Annotated in this window: 19 protein-coding genes, 1 pseudogene and 1 riboswitch; of the genes and pseudogenes, 14 read left to right on the top strand and 6 right to left on the bottom strand. The window is 60.4% G+C overall.

Features of this window, described 5'->3' with window-relative positions; genetic code table 11:
• Positions 1 to 127: 127 nt before the first annotated feature.
• Both CIC07_RS21790 and tatC read right to left on the bottom strand, forming a co-directional pair.
• Positions 128 to 322 carry a twin-arginine translocase TatA/TatE family subunit gene (locus CIC07_RS21790; protein ID WP_048744779.1) on the bottom strand — a complete coding sequence of 65 codons (195 nt, stop codon included), beginning with the start codon at positions 320 to 322 and terminating at the stop codon, positions 128 to 130.
• A 50-nt stretch (positions 323 to 372) separates the two neighbouring features.
• Complete coding sequence (gene tatC, locus CIC07_RS21785; RefSeq protein ID WP_076359148.1) at positions 373 to 1,101, bottom strand: twin-arginine translocase subunit TatC; 729 nt, start codon at positions 1,099 to 1,101, stop codon at positions 373 to 375.
• Positions 1,102 to 1,306: 205 nt separating this feature from the next.
• Between tatC and CIC07_RS21780 the strand changes: the two genes are divergently transcribed.
• From CIC07_RS21780 to CIC07_RS21745, 8 genes are all read left to right on the top strand, one after another.
• Positions 1,307 to 1,675: a c-type cytochrome gene (locus CIC07_RS21780; protein WP_076359149.1), complete on the top strand. Its 369-nt coding sequence runs from the start codon at positions 1,307 to 1,309 to the stop codon at positions 1,673 to 1,675.
• A gap of 348 nt (positions 1,676 to 2,023) precedes the next feature.
• Positions 2,024 to 3,886, top strand: a complete 1,863-nt coding sequence (locus tag CIC07_RS21775) for an LTA synthase family protein (protein ID WP_094248254.1) — start codon at positions 2,024 to 2,026, stop codon at positions 3,884 to 3,886.
• 286 nt (positions 3,887 to 4,172) lie between these two features.
• Positions 4,173 to 4,372: riboswitch (cobalamin riboswitch) on the top strand.
• A gap of 160 nt (positions 4,373 to 4,532) precedes the next feature.
• Positions 4,533 to 5,480, top strand: coding sequence for a DUF4430 domain-containing protein (locus CIC07_RS21770; protein ID WP_076359150.1), 948 nt, complete (start codon positions 4,533 to 4,535; stop codon positions 5,478 to 5,480).
• Positions 5,473 to 6,366 (top strand): energy-coupling factor transporter transmembrane component T, encoded by an 894-nt coding sequence (locus CIC07_RS21765; RefSeq protein WP_157741967.1) that lies wholly within the window; start codon positions 5,473 to 5,475, stop codon positions 6,364 to 6,366. Before CIC07_RS21770 ends, CIC07_RS21765 begins: the two co-directional genes overlap by 8 nt.
• Positions 6,339 to 8,012, top strand: coding sequence for an ABC transporter ATP-binding protein (locus tag CIC07_RS21760; protein WP_076359152.1), 1,674 nt, complete (start codon positions 6,339 to 6,341; stop codon positions 8,010 to 8,012). Before CIC07_RS21765 ends, CIC07_RS21760 begins: the two co-directional genes overlap by 28 nt.
• Positions 8,009 to 8,710, top strand: coding sequence for an ECF transporter S component (locus CIC07_RS21755; RefSeq protein WP_076359153.1), 702 nt, complete (start codon positions 8,009 to 8,011; stop codon positions 8,708 to 8,710). Before CIC07_RS21760 ends, CIC07_RS21755 begins: the two co-directional genes overlap by 4 nt.
• A 193-nt stretch (positions 8,711 to 8,903) precedes the next feature.
• The gene (locus CIC07_RS21750) at positions 8,904 to 9,434 is read left to right on the top strand and encodes an RNA polymerase sigma factor (protein ID WP_076359154.1); all 531 of its coding nucleotides are present in this window, start codon (positions 8,904 to 8,906) and stop codon (positions 9,432 to 9,434) included.
• The gene (locus CIC07_RS21745; RefSeq protein WP_083688629.1) at positions 9,394 to 10,446 is read left to right on the top strand and encodes an anti-sigma factor; all 1,053 of its coding nucleotides are present in this window, start codon (positions 9,394 to 9,396) and stop codon (positions 10,444 to 10,446) included. The genes CIC07_RS21750 and CIC07_RS21745 overlap by 41 nt, the downstream gene beginning before the upstream one ends.
• A 225-nt stretch (positions 10,447 to 10,671) precedes the next feature.
• On the opposite strand, the gene CIC07_RS21740 is transcribed toward CIC07_RS21745, so the two are convergent.
• Both CIC07_RS21740 and CIC07_RS21735 read right to left on the bottom strand, forming a co-directional pair.
• Positions 10,672 to 10,845: a hypothetical protein gene (locus tag CIC07_RS21740; protein ID WP_157741966.1), complete on the bottom strand. Its 174-nt coding sequence runs from the start codon at positions 10,843 to 10,845 to the stop codon at positions 10,672 to 10,674.
• A gap of 14 nt (positions 10,846 to 10,859) precedes the next feature.
• Entirely contained in the window at positions 10,860 to 11,237 is a 378-nt protein-coding gene (locus CIC07_RS21735; protein ID WP_076359155.1) for a DUF948 domain-containing protein, read from the bottom strand.
• Positions 11,238 to 11,798: 561 nt separating this feature from the next.
• Here CIC07_RS21735 and CIC07_RS21730 point away from each other — a divergent pair.
• Positions 11,799 to 12,365, top strand: coding sequence for a uridine kinase family protein (locus CIC07_RS21730; protein WP_076359156.1), 567 nt, complete (start codon positions 11,799 to 11,801; stop codon positions 12,363 to 12,365).
• A gap of 816 nt (positions 12,366 to 13,181) precedes the next feature.
• Here the strand turns inward: CIC07_RS21730 and CIC07_RS21725 are convergent.
• Positions 13,182 to 14,528 (bottom strand): glutamate-1-semialdehyde 2,1-aminomutase, encoded by a 1,347-nt coding sequence (locus CIC07_RS21725; RefSeq protein WP_076359157.1) that lies wholly within the window; start codon positions 14,526 to 14,528, stop codon positions 13,182 to 13,184.
• Positions 14,529 to 15,188: 660 nt separating this feature from the next.
• The gene (locus tag CIC07_RS21720; protein ID WP_076359159.1) at positions 15,189 to 16,262 is read right to left on the bottom strand and encodes an LCP family protein; all 1,074 of its coding nucleotides are present in this window, start codon (positions 16,260 to 16,262) and stop codon (positions 15,189 to 15,191) included.
• Positions 16,263 to 16,587: 325 nt separating this feature from the next.
• Here CIC07_RS21720 and CIC07_RS21715 point away from each other — a divergent pair.
• From CIC07_RS21715 to CIC07_RS21695, 5 genes and pseudogenes are all read left to right on the top strand, one after another.
• A pseudogene (locus CIC07_RS21715) lies at positions 16,588 to 17,631 on the top strand (ABC transporter ATP-binding protein); the annotation flags it as partial.
• A 271-nt stretch (positions 17,632 to 17,902) separates the two neighbouring features.
• Positions 17,903 to 18,697, top strand: coding sequence for an ABC transporter permease (locus CIC07_RS21710; RefSeq protein ID WP_076359160.1), 795 nt, complete (start codon positions 17,903 to 17,905; stop codon positions 18,695 to 18,697).
• Between the two features lie 3 nt (positions 18,698 to 18,700).
• The gene (locus tag CIC07_RS21705) at positions 18,701 to 19,501 is read left to right on the top strand and encodes an ABC transporter permease (protein ID WP_076359161.1); all 801 of its coding nucleotides are present in this window, start codon (positions 18,701 to 18,703) and stop codon (positions 19,499 to 19,501) included.
• Between the two features lie 96 nt (positions 19,502 to 19,597).
• Positions 19,598 to 20,080, top strand: coding sequence for a peroxiredoxin (locus CIC07_RS21700; RefSeq protein ID WP_076359162.1), 483 nt, complete (start codon positions 19,598 to 19,600; stop codon positions 20,078 to 20,080).
• Positions 20,081 to 20,237: 157 nt separating this feature from the next.
• Complete coding sequence (locus CIC07_RS21695) at positions 20,238 to 21,188, top strand: glycerophosphodiester phosphodiesterase (protein ID WP_083688630.1); 951 nt, start codon at positions 20,238 to 20,240, stop codon at positions 21,186 to 21,188.

Below are 21,188 nucleotides of genomic sequence, written 5' to 3'. Positions count from 1 at the left end.
GGTCAGCAGAGGCCGATTAAGGACCGAAACGAGCCTTAGCCTGGGCCAGCCTAAACACAGCAAAGAGGCTGTCTCCCGCCGAAGCGGCGCTTGAGACAGCCCCATTCGAATGCTCCAGAGCAAGAAGCTAGTTCAGCTGCTTGCGCTCTTCCTTCGACGGCTCGATGACATCGTCGTCGACGATTCCTTTGGTCGAGTTGCGGAACTCGCGCAGCGTATCGCCGAAGGCGCGCCCGAGCTGAGGAAGCTTGGCCGGGCCGAACACGATCAGGGCAATGGCGAAAATGATGACCAGCCCGGAAATGCCGATATTGTTGAACATGATGTTGGTCTCCTTTTCAGATCAGATCAGCCGGCAGCGCCTTCGGCGCCTCACGGGGAAGCGACGGGCTGCGCTCGGCGGTTATAGAGCCTGACGGACAGGAACGCGCTGATCTCGTACAGGACGACGAGCGGAATCGTCACCGACAGATGGGAGACGAAATCCGGCGGCGAGATGCAGGAGCCGACGACGGCCAGGCCGAGATAGGCGTATTTGCGCGTCTGCTTGAGCCTGGCCGGAGTCAGCATGCCGATCCGGGTGAGGAACAGAATGACGAGCGGCATCTCGAAAGCAAGCGCGAGCGGGAACACGACGCTGAACAGGAAAGAGAAGTAGCGGTCGATGCCGTACGTTTCCACGGCGCCTACCGTCCGGTTCATCTTTTGCATGAACTCCAGCATCATCGGGAACACGACCCAATAGCTGAAGGCCAGTCCCGTCAGGAAGAGCAGGAAGGAGGCCGGAACGTACATCAGCGTTCCCTTGGCTTCCCTGTCGGTGAGCCCGGGCTTCACGAAAGCCCACAGCTGGAACAGAACGACCGGCAGCACGAGCACGAGGGCGAACAGCGTCGCGCAGCGCAAGTAGACGAACAGTCCATCCGTGTAGGCGAACACATTCCATTGAACGTCTGTGCCGGCATGCGAGCGGATCAGCTTCAGCAAATGGGGGGAGGCGTACATGCCGCCGCAAAATGCGGTGACAAAGCAAGCTCCGACCACGATCAATCGCCGCCGCAGCTCCTCCAGATGGCGGATCCATTCCTCCTGCGCGGACATTGGGCAGCACCTCCTTTACCGGTTCGGGCCGCCGGCAGGACGGCAGCTTCCGCCTCGGCGGTTTCCAGGTACAGGAATAGATTCTCCGAATGGAAGCAGCCTTATGCACAAAAGGAAATCGCAGCATGCGAAAAACAAGCATGAGGAAGGAAAATTCGGGGATTCTACATGTATCCGAAAGGATAATTGAAGGAGGCATGTACCGATGGATCCTAAGAAAAAATGGCTTCTCGCGGCCGTGCTGGCTCTGTTCGTGCTTGCGGCTGCCGCCTGCGGCGGAGGCAGCAAGAACAACGGCGGGACAGGGAACGCCGGCGAATCGACGCCGGCCGGCAACGGCGGAACGACGACCGCTCAGGCGGAGGAAGTGTACAAGTCCAACTGCATCAGCTGCCATGCGGCTGATCTGGGGGGAGGCGTCGGCCCGAACCTGCAGAAGATCGGCGCCAGCGAGTCGGCGGAGAATATCCGCCATCAGATCGAGAACGGAGGCGGAGGCATGCCGGCCTACAAAGGAACGCTCAGCGACGCGGATATCACCGCGCTGACCGACTGGCTTGCCTCCAAGAAGTAAACAGCCGCGAAAATCCCCGCAGCCTCACGATGAGGAGCGGGGATTTTTTGCGTTCCGGTTTGCCGGTGGGAGGGGCAGGCCTGTCGAGCCGGGAGGCGGCCGCACCTGCTTGCAGGTCCAGCTCTCGCGCCTTGGATCATGCCGTCCGCCGTCCCCCTGTTTCAGGACCGGTCCTCCTAGTTTATGGGTCTATAACCATTTCCAAATGATTCCTCGCAAGGAGCCATGATTTAATTGACTACTTAAATAACCGGATGTATGATATATGGCGTTGGCGGCGTCCGATGCGAATCCGTCCGATTTCACGTTCTCATTCCATCATTCTACAGGTAAGGAAGTCATGTCGAAATGAAGATCATTCTACGGCTGGGCAACCTCCGTTTTTTGCTGTTTACCCTTATTCTGCTCGCCAAGAGCGCTCTGGCCTGGTACATCGTCTTTGAAGACGGCCCAAGCTGGACCATGCTTCTGACCGAAATTCCGTTCATGTGGGCCGTATTCTGCCTGATCGAGTGGCTGGCTTCCAAGCGCAAGCTGCTGTATTACACCCTGGCGGATCTGGCGTTCACTTTCCTGTATTTCGCGGTCCTGATGTACTTCAAGTATTACGGCGTCATCGTCACCTACCATCAGCTCAACCAGGCGGGCAAAGTGACCGAGGTCGGGGAAAGCACGTATTCCTTGATGGATCCTTATTATCTGCTCGTCTTCGCCGACATCGTCATCCTGCTGTTCCTGCATGTGCGCCTGCGGATGAAAAAGAAATCCGGATATGTCGCCAGCAGGCTGCTGCCGTACCGGAAGCCCGCGGTGCTGGGCATTCTCGTCCTTTCCGTGGCGCTCTGCGTCTTCGATATCTGGCCGAACCGGGCCAGCATGAACGAGAGCAAGCAGGCGGAGGAAATGGGCATCCTCAACTACGAGTTCTACACGCTTCTGTCGGACGGCATCGACAAGCAGGCGACCGAGACGGTTCCGGTCACCCAGGCGGCGATCGACGATCTCAAGGGCGTCCCCGCCAACCCGAGTCCGGATGCCTTCGGCGCGGCGAAAGGCAAGAACGTCATCATCATCCAGATGGAATCGTTCCAGAACTTCCTGATCGGGCTCAAGGTGGACGGCCAGGAAATTACGCCGAACATCAACAAGCTCGCCGATGAGAATTACTACTTCAAGAACTTCTACAGCTCTGCGGGCTCCGGCACGACCTCCGACGCCGAGTATGTGGTCAACACGTCGCTGTATGTTCCCGCGCATGAGCCTGCGGTGCAGGCGCTTCCGAAGAACGGCCTTCCGAGCCTGCCCAAGCTGCTCCAGAAGAGCGGCTACGAGACGGCGACCTTCCATACGAACGACGTCCAGTTCTGGAACCGCTCCGAGCTGTACCCGGCTCTCGGTTGGCAGCATTATTACGACAAAAGCTATTTCGGAGACGGCGACCATGTGGCGTTCGGCGCCTCGGACAGCGTCCTCTTCGCCAAAACGATGCCGAAGCTGGAGGAGATGAGCGCATCCGGCAAGCCGTTCTATGCTCAGATCATTACGATGAGCGCCCACCATCCGTACAATATCCCGGAATCCAAGATGACGCTGGACCTGCCGGACAACTTGGACGGCACGCTGCTTGGCCGTTATTTGCAGGCGCAGCACTTTGCGGACCAGGCGCTTGGCCAGTTCATCGACGAGATGAAGAGCAGCGGAATGTGGGACAACAGCATGGTCATGTTTTACGGCGACCATCAAGGCCTGCCCGTCTATACGCTAGACAAGAATGAAAAGACGTCCATCGACGCGATGATCGGCCACGAATACAGCTATGCCGATATGTTCAACATTCCGTTCATCCTTCACGCTCCAGGCGTTACGGGACCTTCCGTCATTACCGAGACGGGCGGACAGATCGACATCATGCCGACCGTGGCCAATCTGGCGGGCGTTTCGCTGGCGGACCAGATCCATTTCGGAACCGACCTGCTGAATCTCAAGGGACGTCCGAACATGCTGCCGATGCGGCATTTCCTTCCTACCGGCTCGGTCATTACGGATTCCGATGTGTTCGTTCCCGGCAATTCGTTCGAGGACGGCAAAAACTACCCTCTCGTGGGCAAGGACACCGGCGGACGCAAGACGACCGAGGAAGAATTCAACCGCACCCTTGAGCTGCTGAAGCTGTCCGACAGCTACAGCCAGACGCTGCGGGATGAGCCTTGATTCATCCGGAAATGTTGAAGACAGTCATGCTCGGGAGCATGGCTGTCTTTCTTTTTTCGCGGCGGGCCGGGCTCTCCAAGCGATCGGACGCGGCGCCCTTGGAGTTGTAGAACCGCAACACCGGAACGTTGGGGTTGCGGGAGATCATGCTGCACGCCAAGTACTGAAGGAAGCAAGCGGAAATGATCCGGGAAGCCGCTGCCGATCCGCCGCGGTGCTGGGAGCCGCAAACTGGGTACTGTGTTTTGGGGCGGAGTCTGCTACAATGAGGGATGACTTTCAACAATTTCATAGCTGCTTTTATGGTGCCTGCGCGGGTATTTCCGCCTGCGGGCTTAATAGGGAAGTTCGATGGAAATTCGACGCGGTCCCGCCACTGTGAAGCCGAGCGGCTGCCCGAGGCATCCACTGTCCCTGCCGGGATGGGAAGGAAGGGCGGCGCGATGAAGCGAAGCCAGGAGACCTGCCATGCAAAGCTTGAATCATAGCTTCCCGCGAGGATGGGAGGGAGAGCTGCGGGCAGCGGCTGTTTGCCTGCATGCCTGCCTGCGGCAACGCATCCCTTTCGGACATCTTTCACGTGAAAGATGTCTTTTTTGGCTTGTCCGCTCCGGGGAGATCGCGGGCATAGAGGAGGCTTCAGGGCATGAACGGAAAAAACGGCTTGAATAAAGCTGTCGGCATGATCGCCGCGATAATGATTTTGGCAGGCACCGCATGGCTGTACGGCGCCGGACCGCTGGCGAAGCCGGCGGAGCGGCAGGAAGCCTCGCTGGCGGGCCTGTCCGATGCGGCGCTGACTTCGGGGGCAGAGGGGTTGGTTCCGCCGAAAGCCCCGGAAGGGCAGGCTGCGGGAAGTCCCTTGCCGTCTCCGGGAGCGGCGGCGCAGCCGTCGGTCGGACCGGAAGCGGCGGCACAGGGGGGCTTGGCCGCGCCGGCTGCGCCTGAGCCGGGCGGGAACGGGTCCGGCGCAGAAGGAGCGGAAGGAGCGGCCCCCCCGCCGCAACCGCCGGGATCTGAAGCAGGCACGGCCAAACCGGCGCCGACAGAATCGGCGACAACTACGGCCGAGCCGACGGCGACGGCAGATGCGGCATCGGGCACATCGAAGCCGAAGCCGACAAGCGGCGCGGCATCGCCTTCACCCAAGCCGGCGGCCCCGGCGGCATCTCCCTCGGCCAAGCCGAAGCCTTCCGCGCCGGCCGCCAAGCCGCCGCAGGATCAAGCCGTCACGATATCGGTTGCCGGCTCGGCCAAGACCGGCGTCATTCTCAAGTCGACCCGGGTCGAGGCCGAGGAAGGCGATACGGTGCTGGATGTGCTGAAAAAAGCCGCGCGAAGCCAGAAAGTGGTCGTCGATTACAGCGGCAAGGGAGCGGCCGCCTATGTGAGCGGGATCGGCAGCCTGTATGAATTCGACGAGGGAGCGGGCAGCGGCTGGCTGTTCAGCGTGAACGGCATCTTCTCGAGCCGCAGCGCCGGAACGTCGAAAATCAAGCCGGGCGATGAGGTCCGCTGGGTATACACGACCGATTACGGCAAGGATGTCGGCGCCTCGGACGGAGCTGGAAGCGGCAAGGGTTCCGATGATTAGGGGGCTCGGGTTTGCCGGTCTCCACCCCGCCGTGGCGATGCTTTATTTCCTGGTGCTGCTCGTCTCCTGCATGATGTTCACCGATCCCGTCATGTCGCTCATGACGCTGCTGGCGCTCATGACGCTGCATCTGTCTCTCGACGGCGGAAAGGCCATGAAGCGGGGCTTGAAGGTGTATGCCATCCTCGCTTTATTCATCCTCGTCACCAATCCCTTGTTCTCCAGCAGAGGCGTCACGATCCTGTTCTACTTCCGCGACCGGCCGGTCACGCAGGAATCCGTCGTTTACGGGGCCTTGTTCGCCCTTTCCCTGGTCAATGTCCTGCTCGCTTTCGCTGCGTACAGCCTGGTCATCACCTCGGATAAATTCCTGCTGCTGGCCGCTCCAATAGCGCCCCAGGCGGCGTTCGCCGTCACCGTGACGCTCCGCTTCATCCCGCTGCTGACGCGCAGGCTGAAGCAGATCGGGGCCGTTCAGCGGGCATTCGGCTACATCTACCCCGGCATGCGCAAGAAGCTGCTGATGCGGGAAGGGATGGAGACGATGCACACCCTTGTCGCCTGGTCGCTCGAGGAGGCGATGCAATCCGCCGCTTCGATGCGCTCGCGCGGGTACGGGAGCGGCAAGCGCAGCAGCGCCGTCCGGTACCGGATGGAAACGCGGGATTGGGCCTTCCTCTGGCTGATCGTGCTTGCCGGGAGCAATGTCGTCATCGGACGGCTGTACGGCGTCCACGACTACGAAGTGTTTCCCAGGCTTCAGCCGCTGGACGGATCGCTCCCGGCATGGGTCCATTTGGGCTGTTATGCGGTCTTTCTGGCGATTCCGCTGGTCATGAACGGAAAGGAGCGTCTGCATTGGCGCATTATCAGATCGAGAATGTAAGCTTCCGGTATGCGGGCGCCGACGCCCAGATATTGGAGGGTGTTTCAGTCGATATCGAGGAAGGAGATTTCGTCCTTCTATGCGGCCCGTCCGGCTGCGGCAAGACGACGCTGCTGCGCCAGCTGAAGAACGAGGTGCGGCCGGCGGGCAAGATGGAAGGCAGCATCCGTTATGGCGGAGCGTCGATCGAGGAGCTGCCTGCCCGGCGGTCCGTGGAAGAGATCGGCATGGTGTTCCAGCATCCCGACAGCCAGATTGTCATGAACACGGTCTGGCAGGAGCTTGTCTTCGCCATGGAGAACCTCGGGTACCCGGCGGAGCAGATCCAGCGCCGGATCGGCGAGCTCGTGCCGTTCTTCGGCATGGAGGAGTGGCTGCATCGGCAAGTGCATGAGCTGTCCGGCGGCCAGAAGCAGCTGCTCAGCCTGGCATCGGTCATGTCGCTGCGTCCGAAGGCGCTGCTGCTCGACGAGCCGACGGCGCAGCTGGATCCTATCGCGGCGAGGGAATTCATCGGCCTGCTGGCCCGGATAAACGAAGAAATGTCGATCACGGTCATCATCAGCGAGCATCGGCTCGAGGATCTGTTCCCGCTCGTGACGAAGGCTCTCGTCCTGAGGGAAGGCCGCGTCGCCTACGCGGGCTCTCCCGGAGAGGTCGCCCGCCGGATGGGCCGCTCCGGCGACGGAGACTACGCGGCGTTTCTGCCTTCGGCGACCCGGCTCTATCTGCAGGGCGGAGGAGACGAGGAAGACGGAGCTGTGCCGCTGACGGTCAGGGACGGCAAGCGATGGCTGCAGGCGCGGACAGGCAAGCTTGACGGGGCGGACGGTCAGCGTGGCGAAACGTTCATGGCGGAAGCAAAGCCGGCATCGGCCGCTGCGCCTCCCGGCAAATCGCTGCTTACGGGCAAAGGACTTTATTTCGCCTATGAGAAGGATGCGCCCATGGTGCTCGGAGGGCTTGATCTGGACATCCGCGAAGGCGAGCTGTTCGCCCTGTTCGGCAGCAACGGCAGCGGCAAGTCGACGCTGCTGCAGGTCATCGCGGGGGTCATCAAGCCGCTGCGGGGCAGCTTGTCGCTGGAAGGCGAGAGCCTGCTCAGGAAACGCCGCTCGGGCTCGGTCGGGTATGTCGCCCAAAATCCGCTGCTGTATTTCACGCGCGATACGGTCGGAGCGCAGCTGGACGACAGGCTGGAGCGGCTCGGCCTGGACAAGCGGGAGAGCCGTCTCCAGGAGCTGCTGGAGCTGTTCGGGCTGGAGGGGCTGGAGTCCCGCCATCCGTTCGACCTCAGCGGCGGCCAGCAGCAGAAGCTGGCCTTGCTGCTCGTGCTGCTCGGCAAGCCCCGGCTGCTGCTGCTCGACGAGCCGACCAAGGGGCTTGATCCGCTCTTCAAGGGAAAGCTGGCCGGGCTGCTTGGCGATCTTCGGAGACGGGGGACGACCATCCTGATGGTCAGCCATGATGTCGAATTCGCCGCTTCCCATGCGGACCGCTGCGGGCTGCTGTTCGACGGCCGCATGGCGGCGGCCGAGGAGACCCGCTCTTTCATGCGGGAGAATTACTTCTATACGACTGCCGTGCAGCGGGCGGCCGGCAGCCTCTATCCGGAAGCCGTCGTCCTGGAGGACGTGCCGTTATGAGCGGATCTCTGCGCAAAGGAGCGTACGTCCTCAGCTTCGGCGGAATCGCCGCGCTGCTCGTGCTCGTTCTGTGGAGGAGGGAGCTCTATCTCCCGCTCAGCCTCCTCATGATCGGGCTGGCCATGCTGCCGTTCTTCATCCGCTTCGAGCGCCGGCGGCTGCGTGCCGAGGAGCTGCTGCTGATCGCCATGCTCGGAGCCATCGCTGCGGTGAGCCGCGTGCCGTTCGCGGCGCTGCCGAGCGTGCAGCCTGTCTCTTTCGTCGTCATCATGGCGGCGCTCGTCTTTGGAGCGGAGACGGGCTTCCTGGTCGGAAGCATCGCCGCGGCCGCCTCCAATCTGATGCTCGGCCAGGGCCCGTGGACGCCGTGGCAGATGTTCGGCTGGGGCATGATCGGCTTCACAGCAGGCCTGCTGAGGCATACCCGCTTCATGGCAAGCCGCTGGGGCCGCGCGGCGTTCGGCTTCGGCTGGGGCATGCTGTTCGGCTGGATCATGAATCTGTGGTCCCTGCTCGGCTTTTACGACCGGCTGAGCTGGCAGGCTTTCGCATCGGTCTATGCGGCCAGCTTTTATTTCGATCTCGCGCATGCGCTTTCCAACGTATTCTTCCTGACGCTGTTTTCCGGCATCTGGCTGAACATATTGGGCCGGGTCAAGCAAAAATACGGCTTGCTGGACAACGGGCGGGCCGGATAGCATGCCGGAGTCGGATAGATGAATCCCTGATAGGTCCTCCGTCAAGAAAACCGAGGCGCAAGGCAGCCAAGCTGCTCTGCGCCTTTTGTCTTTGCCTTTGCCGCCGGCCAAGGGAGAAAAAAGGTCGGAATCGAAGGCGGCGTTGTATACAAGCGGGCATGGCGATCCGTTATAGGGCAAGGAAGGGAGGCGCATGGTGGAGCAGAGGATGCGCGAAGCGCTCAGCAGGAAAGCAAGGCAAATCCAAGGGTATCTGATCCGTCTTGGCGCCGAACGGACGCTCGCGGAGGATATCGTTCAGGAAACCGTCTACAAGGGGCTTGTCCATATGGACGCCATCCATCCGGACAAGTTTTCAGCCTGGCTGTACAAGGTTGCTTTGAATCATTATTACGATATATGCCGCAGGCAGAAGCGCATCATGGTTCCTTATGAGGATAGCCCTGCGGATGATGCCGGAGGAGACCCGGAGCTGAGCATGCTGCGCAAAGAAAAGCGGGAAGAGATCGACCGCGTGCTGGACCGGCTGAATCCGGTTTATAAGCAGCTGCTGATCATGAAGTACGAGCTGGACCTCAGCTATCAGGAAATTGCGGGTCTGCTCGGCATTCGCTCGGAGAAGGTGAAAACCTATCTGTTCCGGGCGCGAAAGCAATTCCAAAAGATGTACGGAGGGATGGACGATGACGGAGGAAAAGAAGAACGATCCCGAAATGGAGCCTGATGGCAGCGGGACGGGGCAGGAAAACGGCGGATGGAGGGAGGATGGCGATCTCTCGGGACTGGTGCGCAAGGCGAAAAGGAGATCGCTGCTCCGCAGCGCGGCCATCTCCGTGTCTGCCGCCGTCATCGTCTTGGGAGGAGCGCTGGTTGCCAATCTTCAGCTGCTGTACAGGAGCTCGGATAACGCTCTTCGCGATATTTCCCTGTTCAAGCAGATCAGCGGACCCAACTCGTACGAAGGAGGCTACCGGGCGGATTTCGGCCTGCTGACAGGAAAGCTGGACATCCAGACCTACAAGCTGATCGAGGGGGTGCCGGTCGTCCAAGGCGCCGAGCCCTACGAATACAATGTGCTCGGTCATTTCTCCAAGCCGGCGGGAGGGTACAATCTGGGACTGGCGGATGCGGTCACGAAGGCAGAGAAGCTGGACTACATGCGCCCTTACAATCCCAAGACGGGTGAGCGCGAGATGCTCTTCTATCTCCCTGACATTTCCTATCCGCGGACGTTGAACGAGCTTCCTCAGCTGGAGGCCATGGATTCGGACAAGCTTGTCGAGCTTGCCGTTTCATTCGACAAAGCCTACACGGTCAAGGAAATCGGGGCCATGCTGCCTCCCGATGCCCATCCCGTATGGTATTGGGTGGACACCTACTCCAACCGCTTCCCGTATGAAGCGAAAAAAATGCCGGATGGAAGCTCTGTCAGCCCGTTTCCGGACAGTGAAGCCGGCGTGTATGGCTTTGGGCGGCACCCCGATGCCGAGACGGATACGGCGACGGAAGAGGATTTCCTGGAGCTGATTCAGGCAGGTCTCAGCCAGAAGGGAAAGTATGAGGGCGAGTACAAGCGGATTTACGATTATTTGCGCAAGGACAAGCCGGCTCCCCAGACGAGCGATGTGCGCATATGGGGTGTCGTCGTGACGGGCACGGCGGAGCATCTCAAGGAGCTGAGCGGGAAGCCTTACTTGAAAGCCGCCGTATTCGGAACGATTGCGGACCGGTATTAGAGCTGGCGGAAGTTGAAGGAGATGGAATGGACTTTCATGGAAAGATCATGATGTCCGATGACGGACTCTAAGGAGGCCTTCGGCCAAGTCCCGGACATCCCCGGCTGGATCATGCTGAAAAAAATAGAACACTAAGAGAAGAGGGGCTGTCCCAAAAGCCGGATGCTTTTGGGCCGGCCCCTTCGTTTGTGCCGTGAATGGTTGAGGGCATAGAAGTTCTGCCTGCTAAAGCGAATAGTTGATGGAGTGAAGGAACCAGTTCAAGGTGACGACGGCTACCGCCAGATGGAGCAGGATGGGCAGCCAGGCTTTGCGCGGAAGCTGCAGATCCTGGACGAGGCTGATGACGGCCCAAATGAATATGACCAGATAGGAAAGCTGAATAAGAAGCGTGGGCATCGCGTATTCCCCCTTTACTTCAAGTTGATCTGGATCGCTTTTCTCTTCGGCGCTTCCGTCTCCGCCGCAGGGTGGAGCACGTCCCCGATCGCGGCGGCTGCCTGCTTGACGGTTTTCGTTACGCTGTGAAGCGCTTCTCCGACATCATGCGCGGATTCGAAGATCGGTTCTACCGTACGGATTTTGCCTTTGACGTCGGCAGTAATCAGATTGGCCGTATGGATCAGCTTCTTGGACTCGTCGGTCAGCCCGTGAATGGCGTTGCGGACTTCCGAGAGGGTGCGGTTGGTCTCGGTGAGAGTGCTCATGCCTTTATTGAGAATGCGGATGACGAAGAACACCAGAACAACGAAAGCGGCGGCGCTTGCCGCTATGCTCAGCGGTATGATCATGTCTCCTCCTCCTTACTAGGTAGCCTATGTGCAAGCCCGGCAGATATGCCTCTCCCTTGATATCCCGGCTGCTCCATGACGTTGCGGGGAACGAGCGCAGACGGGCTTTTGCGCTGCCTGCAGAAGCTCTATTCTTAGCGGATATTCTGGCTTAGGATAGAGAAAGACGAGGCGGAGGTCCTGAGGTCAGAAGAGCATGAGGAAGGCGGCAGAAGGACGAGATGGCTGGGCCGGAGCATAGAACAGGACAACAGGATTAGCCGGATAGGATAGCAGGGGCGGGTTATAGAATAGGGACGCAGGATAGGATAGCAGATAGGATAGCAGATAGGATAGCAGGATAGGACAGCGAGATAGGACAGCAGGTCAGGACAGCAGGTTAGGAAAGCAGGATAGGAAAGCAGGATAGGACAAGAGGATAGGACAGCAGGATAGGACAGCAGGATGAGGAGCAGAAAGAATGAATTTTCCGAGGAAGAGCAGCGACAGGATGTGCAGCGATAGGTTGAGCAAAGACAAGAAGGAAGGTAGTCATGGTGCAGATCGGCAGGAGGGGATAACATGGCGTTATGCGTCGGCATCGCGGGAGGTACGGGCAGCGGGAAAACAACCTTGAGCCGCTATTTGGCAGGGAATCTGGAAGAGTTTCGCGTCCGAGTGATCCATATGGACAAGTTCTACAGAGAGCTGCGTCCCCGGACGATCGCCCCGCTCAGCGGCCAAGAGTATGAGGATTTCAATCATCCGGACGCTTTGGATCTTGAGGCGGTCGGCCGGGAACTCCGGGAGGCGCTGGAGGAAGAGGACATTGTGCTGATCGAGGGCTTTCTGCTGTTTGCCGTCAAGGAATTGGTGGATAGGCTGGATTATAAGATTTTCGTCGATTGCCCTTCCGACGAGCGGCTGGCCCGCCGGCTCGGGAAGTTCAAGAGCGGCAAATATACGCAGGAGGAGACGGTCAGGGAGTATTTGGAGCTGGTGCGGCCGCGGCATGATAGTTGGGTGGAGCCGACCCGCTGGCAAGCGGATCTCGTGCTCAATGGCTCGCTTCCAACCGCTAAAGGCGGGGAAATGCTTCTGGAATGGATCCGGTTCAAGGCAGCTCAGCCGATGCCGCGCAGCATTTGAGCGTGAAAATGAATGCGTGCTCTTCCGAACCGACCCACCGCAATCCGAGGGCTCTCCTGATTCATGTATTGAAAGCATGCTTAATACGGACGGATCCGGCTGACCCTAAGAGCAATAAGGCTTGTTTCGAGTCTTAAAGCCTGCTCATGCAGCCCGAGGAGTGCCGATAAGGCTTGTTTCGAGCCTTAAATCCTGCTCATGCAGCCCGAGGAGTGCCGATAAGGCCTGTTTCGAGTCTTAAAGCCTGCTCATGCAGCCGGAGGAGGGCCAATAAGGCCTGTTTCGAGTCTTAAAGCCTGCTCATGCAGCCCGAGGAGGGCCGATAAGGCTTGTTTCGAGCCTTAAAGCCTGCTCATGCAGCCCGAGGAGTGCCGATAAGGCTTGTTTCGAGCCTTAAAGCCTGCTCATGCAGCCCGAGGAGTGCCGATAAGGCTTGTTTCGAGCCTTAAAGCCTGCTCATGCAGCCCGAGGAGGGTCGATAAGGCTTGTTTCGAGCCTTAAAGCCTGCTCATGCAGGCCGAGGAGTGCCGATAAGGCCTGTTTCGAGCCTTACAGCCTGCTCATGCAGCCCGAGGAGGGCAATAAGGCCTGTTTCGAGCCTTAAAGCCTGCTCATGCAGCCCGAGGAGTGCCGATAAGGCTTGTTTCGAGCCTTAAAGCCTGCTCATGCAGCCCGAGGAGTGCCGATAAGGCTTGTTTCGAGCCTTAAAGCCTGCTCATGCAGCCCCTTGGAGCAAATAAACCTAAAAAAGAGCGGTTCCGGAAGTCGGAAATGACTTTCGGAGACCGCTCTTTTTTGGGCAGCATGCTTGGGCTTCTAGCTCGACATGGCCGCGAACGATTCCGCCGCCGCCTCCAGAGTCCGGGCGATGTCGGCTTCCGCATGCGCCGTCGTCAGGAACCAGGCCTCGTACTTGGATGGCGCGAGGCAGATGCCGCGCTCCAGCATGAGGCGGAAGAAGCGGGCGAACTGCTCGCCGTCCGTATCCTGCGCCTGGTCGTAATTCGTGACCGGATGGTCGCAGAAGTGGGTGGAGAAAGCGCCGCGGATCCGGTTGACCGTCAGCGGAATGCCGTGGCGAGCCGCAAGATCGGCCAGGCCGTCTGCCAGCCCTGCGGCTAGACGGTCCATGCGCTCATAGACGCCGGGCTCCTGCAGAACCTCCAGGCAGGCGATGCCGGAGGCGATGGAGGCCGGATTGCCGGCCATCGTGCCCGCCTGATAGGCGGGGCCGAGCGGAGCGACCTGCTCCATGATGATTTTGCGGCCGCCATAGGCGCCGATCGGCAGCCCGCCGCCGATGATTTTGCCCAGCGCGGTCAGATCCGGCTCGATGGCGGCGTAATCCGGGAATGCGGCGAAGGTCTGGGCGCTGCCGTAGTGGAAGCGGAACGCCGTAATGACCTCGTCGTAGATGACGAGAGCTCCGGCTTCGCGCGTCAAGCGGCACAGCTCCTCGAGGAAGCCGGGCTCCGGCATGACCATGCCGAAGTTGCCGACGATCGGCTCTACCATGACGGCGGCCGTCTCGCTGCCCCAACGCTCCAAAGCCGCCTTCAGCGCCGGAATATCATTGAACGGCACCGTGACGACTTCGCTGGCGATGCTCTGCGGAATGCCCGCGCTGTCCGGAATGCCAAGCGTGGAAGGGCCTGATCCGGCGGCGACGAGTACGAGATCGGAGTGGCCGTGGTAACAGCCGGCGAACTTGATGATCTTGTTGCGCCCCGTGTAGGCCCGGGCGACGCGGATCGTCGTCATGACGGCCTCTGTGCCGGAATTGACGAAGCGGACCTTGTCCATGGACGGGATGGCTTCCTTCAGCATGCGCGCCAGCTTGATTTCGAGCTCCGTCGGCGTGCCGTAGAGCGTGCCGTTGGCCGCTGCCCGGCTGATCGCTTCCGTAATATGCGGATGGGCGTGGCCCGTAATGATCGGACCGTAAGCACACAGGTAATCGACATATTTATTGCCGTCGACATCCCAGAAATAAGGGCCTTCGGCACGCTTCATGAACACGGGAGCGCCGCCGCCGACCGCCTTGAAGGAGCGGCTCGGACTGTTGACGCCGCCGACGATATGCTGGAGAGCTTCGCCGTACAGCTCCTCGGAGCGGGCTCGGGAAGAGCCGGGGACGGCGAAGGGATCGGTTGAAAGGGACATGATAGGCCTCCTGGAAGATAAGGGTTGGGATAAGGGGGTAGGGGCGGATCGACAATTCGGAAATATCGGCCGGCTGCAACGGAAGTATGGCGGAAAGCGGGCTGCAAGCATGGGCCGGCTGGAAACACGCGGGCCGAGCAGGAGAGCTGACCGCCGCGCAGCCGTCAAGAAAGGAGGGCAAGACGCATCCTCGGGGGATGGTCCTGCCCTATCGGGTCAAGGCTTCAGTTAAGACGGTCGGGCCGATATTCTCTTCCGGCGTTGCAGACCAGGGTTGCTGCCTTGTGGGCTAAGGTTGCTCCGGCCTTGGAGGCCAAGGATGAGAGCCTGTCAGGGCAAGGTTGCTCCGGCTATGGAGGCAAAAGGTTATCCGGGCTGGCGAAGTTGGCAAGAGCAAGCCTCCCGGCTCCGGACAGCTGTACCTGCTCCGGACTGCTGTCCCTGCTGCGGACTGCTGTCCTTGCTGCGGACTGCTGTCCTTGCTGCGGACTTCTTTGTCCCGGCTCCAGACTGTTGTCCCGGCTCCGGACTGCTGTACCTGCTCCGGACTTCTTTGTCCCGGCTCCGGACTGCTGTACCTGCTCCGGACTGCTGTCCTTGCTGCGGACTTCTAGTCCATGCTCCGGACTGCTTTTCCTTGCTGCGGACTGCCTGAACCTGCTAAGGGCTGCCTGCCCCAGCATTCGAAGCATTTTCCGCGCCGGAATTCGCGGCCGGCTCCGGCTGGGAATCATCCTCCGTCAGGACCTCCTGCACATAGTCGCGAAGCTTGGCTTCGTTGCGGACGGTGAGCACGGATGCGCCGCCGATCTTCTCGTCGGCGAGCAGATCGCTAGGCGGCAGCTGGGCGGTACCCGCGTTGCGGAGGCCGAAGCCGAGCTGGCCGAGCTTGAACATGTCGTCGGACGACAGATTCGTTTCGACATACGGGCTGACGCTGCGGATGATCGAGCTCAGCTTGGTGATGTTGCCGAGATCCTGCATCTTGACGGCGACGGCGCTGAGGAACTTGCGCTGGCGCTCGGTGCGGGTGAAGTCGCTCGTCGCATCGTGGCGGAACCGGACGTATTGGAGCGCCTGGTCGCCGTTCAAGTGCTGGTAGCCCTTCTGCAGGTCGATGTCGTATCGGTTGCCGTCGGCGTTGTCGGTGTACTTCATCCTCTTCTCGACATCGATGTCGATGCCGCCGATGGCGTCGACAAGCGATTTGAAGCCTTCGAATTCGGTGTATATATAATACTGGATCTCAAGTCCCGTCAGTTCGCTGATCATCTGCATCGACAGCTTGTAGCCGCCCTGCACGATCGCTTCGTTGGCGCGGCCCTTGCCGTGGCCGGGAATGCTCACGTACGTGTCGCGGAGCAGGGAGAAGAGATGGGCTTTCTTCGTGACGGGATCGATCGACAGCACCATCATGGAATCGGAGCGGGCCGGTTCGTTCGGGCTCTTGTTCTCGCGTCCGTCCCCTCCCATGAACAGGATGTTCACTCGCTCCTTGCCTTCCCACTCGGGAGGCTGCTCCAGCGAGGCGTCGTTCTCGAACTGGGTGAATTTGGACTTGTCCGGCGGCTTCTGGAGCTCGTCAAGCGCCCTGACATTGTCGACAATATAATAGGCTATGGCAGCGGCCATAATAAGCAGGACGCTGAAGAGCACCCATAACCAAGTCCGTCGCTTTCGTTTTGGCGGCTTCGGCTTGGATGAGCCCTGCTGCCGACTTTTTCTGCTTTCCATTCGGCGGTGTAACTCCCTTCGCATGTTGAGGCTGAAATGGATTCTAACGGAACAAATCGGCAGAAAAGTCGGGATATTGAACCCCCGGGCGGCAATTGGAGCCTGTCCGACGCGCTGGAGCAAGGCGCCAATGCAGCCGGCCGCCGGGTTATGGGCTCTGCTGGCCGATCCTGGGGAATGCTGTCCGGCTTGCTTCCCCCGGCTGTCGTAACATATCATAAAATTATAAATCCGGGGTCGGTTGGACGCAAGTTTTAACCGCGGGAGAGGAAATCACTCCCAATTTCCCGGGAAATGTCGAGTCGCCTTACGAGAGGAGCTACGCATGAGCAAGAAGCCGGCTATAGAGGTGCGGGATCTGCGCAAGGAGTTCCGCGTGCAGAAAAACCGCGAAGGGCTGTCCGGGGCCCTCAAGGATCTATTCAAGCGCGAATACCGCGAGGTAGCCGCCGTGAAGGACATCTCCTTCGAGATTCCCCAAGGGGAAATCTGTGGATATATCGGAGAGAACGGGGCTGGAAAATCGACCACGATCAAGATGCTGACCGGCATCCTCGTGCCGACATCCGGCCATTTGAGGGTCAACGGCTACGTGCCGCATAAGGATAGGGAGAAGTTTGTCGGAGGGATCGGCGTCGTGTTCGGCCAAAGGTCCCAGCTGTGGTGGGACATCGGCGTCGTCGAGTCGTTCCAGCTGCTGCGCAAGGTGTACCGGGTGCCGGAGGCGGACTACCGCAAGCGTCTGGATGAGCTGGTGGAGCGTCTGCAGCTGGGCGAGCTGCTGAACCGTCCCGTTCGCAAGCTGAGCCTCGGCCAGCGGATGCGCTGCGAGATCGTGGCGAGCCTGCTGCATAATCCGTCGATCCTGTTCCTGGACGAGCCTACGATCGGGCTCGATATCGTCGTGAAGACGGAGATCCGGGATTTCCTGAAAACAATGAACCGCGAACACGGCACGACCATCCTGCTTACGACCCATGATCTTCAGGATATTGAAGCGCTCTGCTCCAGAGTCATCATGCTGGATGACGGGCGCATTATTTATGACGGCGGCCTGGAAGAGCTGAAGAGCCGCTGGAGCCGCGGGCGCGAGATCGTGTTCCAGTTCGCAGGCCGGGTGCAGGCGGAACGCCTGCGGGCGCTGACCTCCGGGCTGGAGGGCGTGGAATGGAGGCTGGACAACGAAGTGACGGCCTCGATGTGGCTGCCGCATGAGGTGAACGTGTCGGAAGCGCTCGCCCGCGTCGTCGGCGACGCCGGCCTGGAAATCCGCGACATGAAGATCATCGAGACGAACACCGACGAGATCGTGCGCGAAATCTACCAGTCTGGGGATGCCCAGTCACCGGGCAAGGCGAGAGCGGCGGAGCTTGCCGTAGATGCCCCGGACGGCTCCGGCGCAGGCGGCGAGGCAGGCTCGCCGCCCGGAGCTTCGGCAGACAGCGGAGAAGCGAAGGCTCCGGGCGGCGAATCGCCGTCCATGCCGCTGGCGGAGGCATCCGCAGCCGCGGCCGGACCGCAGCAGCCGGCGGGACGGGACGCCCTCGATCCCGGCGACCGTGACGGCGGGGACGCCTTGTCCGAGCCCGATGCGGGAACGCCTGTCCTCGCAGGGGCGGAAGGGAAGGGGCCGGTGAAACGTGGCTAGCGCCTATCTGGACCTGATCCGGATCCGCTTCCTGATGATGCTTGCTTACCGCGTTAACTATTACAGCGGCATCATTATTTATGCGATTAACATCGGGGCTTACTACTTCCTGTGGGGGGCCATCTACGGGCAGCAGGATACGCTCGGCGGATTCACGGTCAGCCAAATGACCACTTACGTCGCCGTATCCTGGATGGCCCGAGCGTTCTATTTCAATAATCTGGACCGGGAGATCGGCAACGAGATCCGCGACGGGAGCGTGGCGATCCAGATGATCCGGCCTTACAACTATCTGGTCGTCAAGATGATGCAGGGCTTCGGGGAAGGCATCTTCCGCTTCCTGCTGTTCATGATTCCCGGCATGGCTCTGGCCTGCCTGCTGTTCCCGGTGAAGCTTCCGTCCGACCCCGGCATCTGGGCGGTGTATCTCGTCATGCTGTTCTTCAGCTTCCTGATCAACTCGCAGATCAACATCCTGACCGGCCTGGCGGCGTTCTTCGTCGAAAGCAGCGAAGGCATGATGCGGCTGAAGAGGGTAGCGGTCGATCTGTTCTCGGGGGTCATCGTTCCGATCAGCTTTTTTCCCGGCTGGCTGGAGGGCGCCATGAAATGGCTGCCGTTCCAGGCGATCACCTATCTGCCGAGCTCGGTGTTCACGGGAAGGACTCCCGCCAGCGAGATCGGCGGCGTCTTGGGCCTGCAGCTGCTCTGGTTCCTCATTCTGCTGCTGCCGATCGCGCTCGTATGGCGTTCCGCGCGAACCCGGCTGTTCGTACAGGGGGGCTGAGACATGAAGCTGCGTTTCTATCTGTCGCTGCTGATGGACTACTTCAAGAATTACGCCAAAACGAAGCTGACCTACCGGGCCGACTTCTGGATCGAGGTGCTGTCGGATCTCAGCTTCCAGGCGGCCAACCTCATCTTCATCCTGGTCGTCTTCCAGCATACGCCGACGCTCGGCGGCTGGAGCGAGGCGGAAGTCATTTTCGTCTACGGGTTTTTCATGGTCCCGTTCGGAATCTTCGGCACGTTCTTCAATCTGTGGAATTTCAGCGACCGCTACATTACCAAAGGCGAGATGGACCGGGTACTGACCCGTCCCGCCCACAACTGGTTCCAGGTGACGCTGGAGAATATGGATCCGCCTTCGCTCATCGGCTCTCTGGCGGGCATCGCCATCATGATCTCCTGCTGGCTGAAGCTGGGCTTGCCGCTGGAGTGGTGGGACATCCCGGTCATGATCGTGCTGGTGCTGGGGGCGGTGCTCGTGTACGGAGGCATCTATACGGCGCTGACGGCCATCTCGTTCTACTCGGATGCGCCGACCGGCATTCTGCCGCTGATGTTCAATATCCAGAACTACGGACGCTATCCTGTCAATATCTACAATAAAGTCATCCGCTTCCTGCTCACCTGGCTCATCCCTTTCGCCTTCGTGGGCGTCATCCCGGCCTCGTATTTCCTCGGAGACCATGGGGACGGATTGTCGCAGCTCGCGCTGCTGACGCCGGTTGTCGGCATCGTCTTCATGACGGTCGGCATGGCCGTATGGAACCACGGGGTCAAGAGATACCGGGGCGCAGGCTCGTAGCGCAGAGAGCTCCCTGCCTCCATGAGGCGGCAGGCTTGCCGCAGAAAGAACGGTTGCCATACGCAAAGGGCCAGAGCCCAACGAGGAGGAGACATCATGTCAGCCACGCCAGCGCCGGGACAGCCGGCGCCCGATTTCACGCTGCCCGCTGCAGGAGCGGAACGGGAGGCCGTCACCCTGAGCCAATATCGCGGCCGAAAGGTCATTCTGTATTTCTATCCCAAGGATCTGACCTCGAGCTGCACGCAGGAGGCTTGCGATTTCCGCGATGCTTGGCCGGATTTCGACGGCCAAGGGGCGGTTGTCCTCGGCATCAGCCCGGATCCGGTCAAGTCCCATCATCGGTTCCGGGACAAGCACGGGCTTCCGTTCCCGCTGCTGTCCGATCCGGAGCATGCCGCCTGCGAAGCCTATGGCGTCTGGCAGCTCAAGAAGCTGTACGGCCGCGAATATATGGGCGTGGTCCGGTCGACCTTTCTCATCGACGAGGAAGGGCGTCTCGTCAAGGAATGGCGTGGCGTCAAGGTGAAGGGCCACGCAGCCGACGTGCTTGCAAGCCTTGCTCCGGATCCCGGCTGAAGGGAACGAACTGCCGGAGTCTCGGCTCTCGAACGTCTGTAAGGCCGCTTTTGCGGGCAGATCTCGTCTGCCGCAAAAGCGGCCTTTGTTTTGCAGTGGTAAATAACTCCTTTTTGGGACATAGTAGACATAAAGGGAACTCCAGGGGGGATAAGGCATGAGGAGCGGATGGAAGAAAATCGGGCCGGCCGCGGCAAAAATGGGGATCGGCCTTTGCGCGGCGCTGCTTCTTCTGCAAGCGCTGCCTGCGCGCGCAGACGCCCTCAAAGCGAAGGCTCCGGTCCGGACAGCTTCAGCCCAAGCGCCGGCCCGCCCGCTCATTCTCGCGCACAGGGGAGCTTCGGCCTATGCGCCGGAGAACACGCTGGCGGCTTTCGATCTGGCCGTCCGCCAGGGAGCCGATTACATCGAGCTGGATGTCCAGCTGTCCGCCGACGGCATCCCGTTCGTGCTGCATGACGAAAACCTTGAACGGACGACCGGCGGCAAAGGAAGGGCCTCGCTCCGCACGGCGGAAGAGCTGAAGCGGCTGGACGCCGGAGCCTGGTTCTCTCCTCGCTTCGCCGGACAGCGGATTCCGCTGCTCGAGGACGTCCTGCTGCGCTATTACAACCGCATCGGCCTGCTCATCGAGCTGAAGGACGCCGAGCGGCAGCCGGGCCTCGTGCAGGCGGTGGCGGAAGCGATGAGACGCTGCGGCATCAACGGCGAAATCCGCCTGCAGGACGCGGTGAACGGCCCGCCCTGGAAGAAGGAGCCCGTCATGGTCCAGTCGTTCCACATTCCCGCGCTCAAGCAGTTCCACGCCTTGTTGCCGTCGATTCCGCTGGGCGTGCTGATCTCGGAAGACAAGGCGCTGAATCCGGCGGCGCTGCACGCCATGGCGGAATGGGCCGATTACGCCAATATCCGCAAGCAGCTGGCCAAGCCGCTCAAGGTGAAGATGATCCACGACAGCGGCCTGCATACGTTCATCTGGACGGTCGACAGCAAGCGGCAGGCGCTCAAGGCCGCGGCGGCGGGGGCGGACGGCATCCTCACGGACGACCCGGAGGCTCTGGGATCGTTCTGGTCGCAGAGAAGGCCGAAGCCGGGCTTGAAGAAGTAA

Origin of the sequence: Paenibacillus sp. RUD330 (assembly GCF_002243345.2) — a bacterium.
Taxonomy (GTDB): Bacteria; Bacillota; Bacilli; order Paenibacillales; family Paenibacillaceae; genus Paenibacillus_O.
This window is presented reverse-complemented; position numbering and strand designations above follow the sequence as displayed.

Excerpts from the sequence above, each read along its gene's own strand:
- CIC07_RS21725 (WP_076359157.1), bottom strand. The coding sequence starts at position 14,528 with ATGTCCCTTTCAACCGATCCCTTCGCCGTCCCCGGCTCTTCCCGAGCC.
- CIC07_RS21750 (WP_076359154.1), top strand. The coding sequence starts at position 8,904 with ATGGTGGAGCAGAGGATGCGCGAAGCGCTCAGCAGGAAAGCAAGGCAA.
- CIC07_RS21720 (WP_076359159.1), bottom strand. The coding sequence starts at position 16,262 with ATGGAAAGCAGAAAAAGTCGGCAGCAGGGCTCATCCAAGCCGAAGCCG.
- CIC07_RS21775 (WP_094248254.1), top strand. The coding sequence starts at position 2,024 with ATGAAGATCATTCTACGGCTGGGCAACCTCCGTTTTTTGCTGTTTACC.
- CIC07_RS21745 (WP_083688629.1), top strand. The coding sequence starts at position 9,394 with ATGACGGAGGAAAAGAAGAACGATCCCGAAATGGAGCCTGATGGCAGC.
- CIC07_RS21700 (WP_076359162.1), top strand. The coding sequence starts at position 19,598 with ATGTCAGCCACGCCAGCGCCGGGACAGCCGGCGCCCGATTTCACGCTG.
- CIC07_RS21695 (WP_083688630.1), top strand. The coding sequence starts at position 20,238 with ATGAGGAGCGGATGGAAGAAAATCGGGCCGGCCGCGGCAAAAATGGGG.
- CIC07_RS21765 (WP_157741967.1), top strand. The coding sequence starts at position 5,473 with ATGATTAGGGGGCTCGGGTTTGCCGGTCTCCACCCCGCCGTGGCGATG.
- CIC07_RS21780 (WP_076359149.1), top strand. The coding sequence starts at position 1,307 with ATGGATCCTAAGAAAAAATGGCTTCTCGCGGCCGTGCTGGCTCTGTTC.
- CIC07_RS21735 (WP_076359155.1), bottom strand. The coding sequence starts at position 11,237 with ATGATCATACCGCTGAGCATAGCGGCAAGCGCCGCCGCTTTCGTTGTT.
- CIC07_RS21790 (WP_048744779.1), bottom strand. The coding sequence starts at position 322 with ATGTTCAACAATATCGGCATTTCCGGGCTGGTCATCATTTTCGCCATT.
- CIC07_RS21740 (WP_157741966.1), bottom strand. The coding sequence starts at position 10,845 with ATGCCCACGCTTCTTATTCAGCTTTCCTATCTGGTCATATTCATTTGG.
- CIC07_RS21755 (WP_076359153.1), top strand. The coding sequence starts at position 8,009 with ATGAGCGGATCTCTGCGCAAAGGAGCGTACGTCCTCAGCTTCGGCGGA.
- CIC07_RS21705 (WP_076359161.1), top strand. The coding sequence starts at position 18,701 with ATGAAGCTGCGTTTCTATCTGTCGCTGCTGATGGACTACTTCAAGAAT.
- tatC (WP_076359148.1), bottom strand. The coding sequence starts at position 1,101 with ATGTCCGCGCAGGAGGAATGGATCCGCCATCTGGAGGAGCTGCGGCGG.
- CIC07_RS21730 (WP_076359156.1), top strand. The coding sequence starts at position 11,799 with ATGGCGTTATGCGTCGGCATCGCGGGAGGTACGGGCAGCGGGAAAACA.
- CIC07_RS21770 (WP_076359150.1), top strand. The coding sequence starts at position 4,533 with ATGAACGGAAAAAACGGCTTGAATAAAGCTGTCGGCATGATCGCCGCG.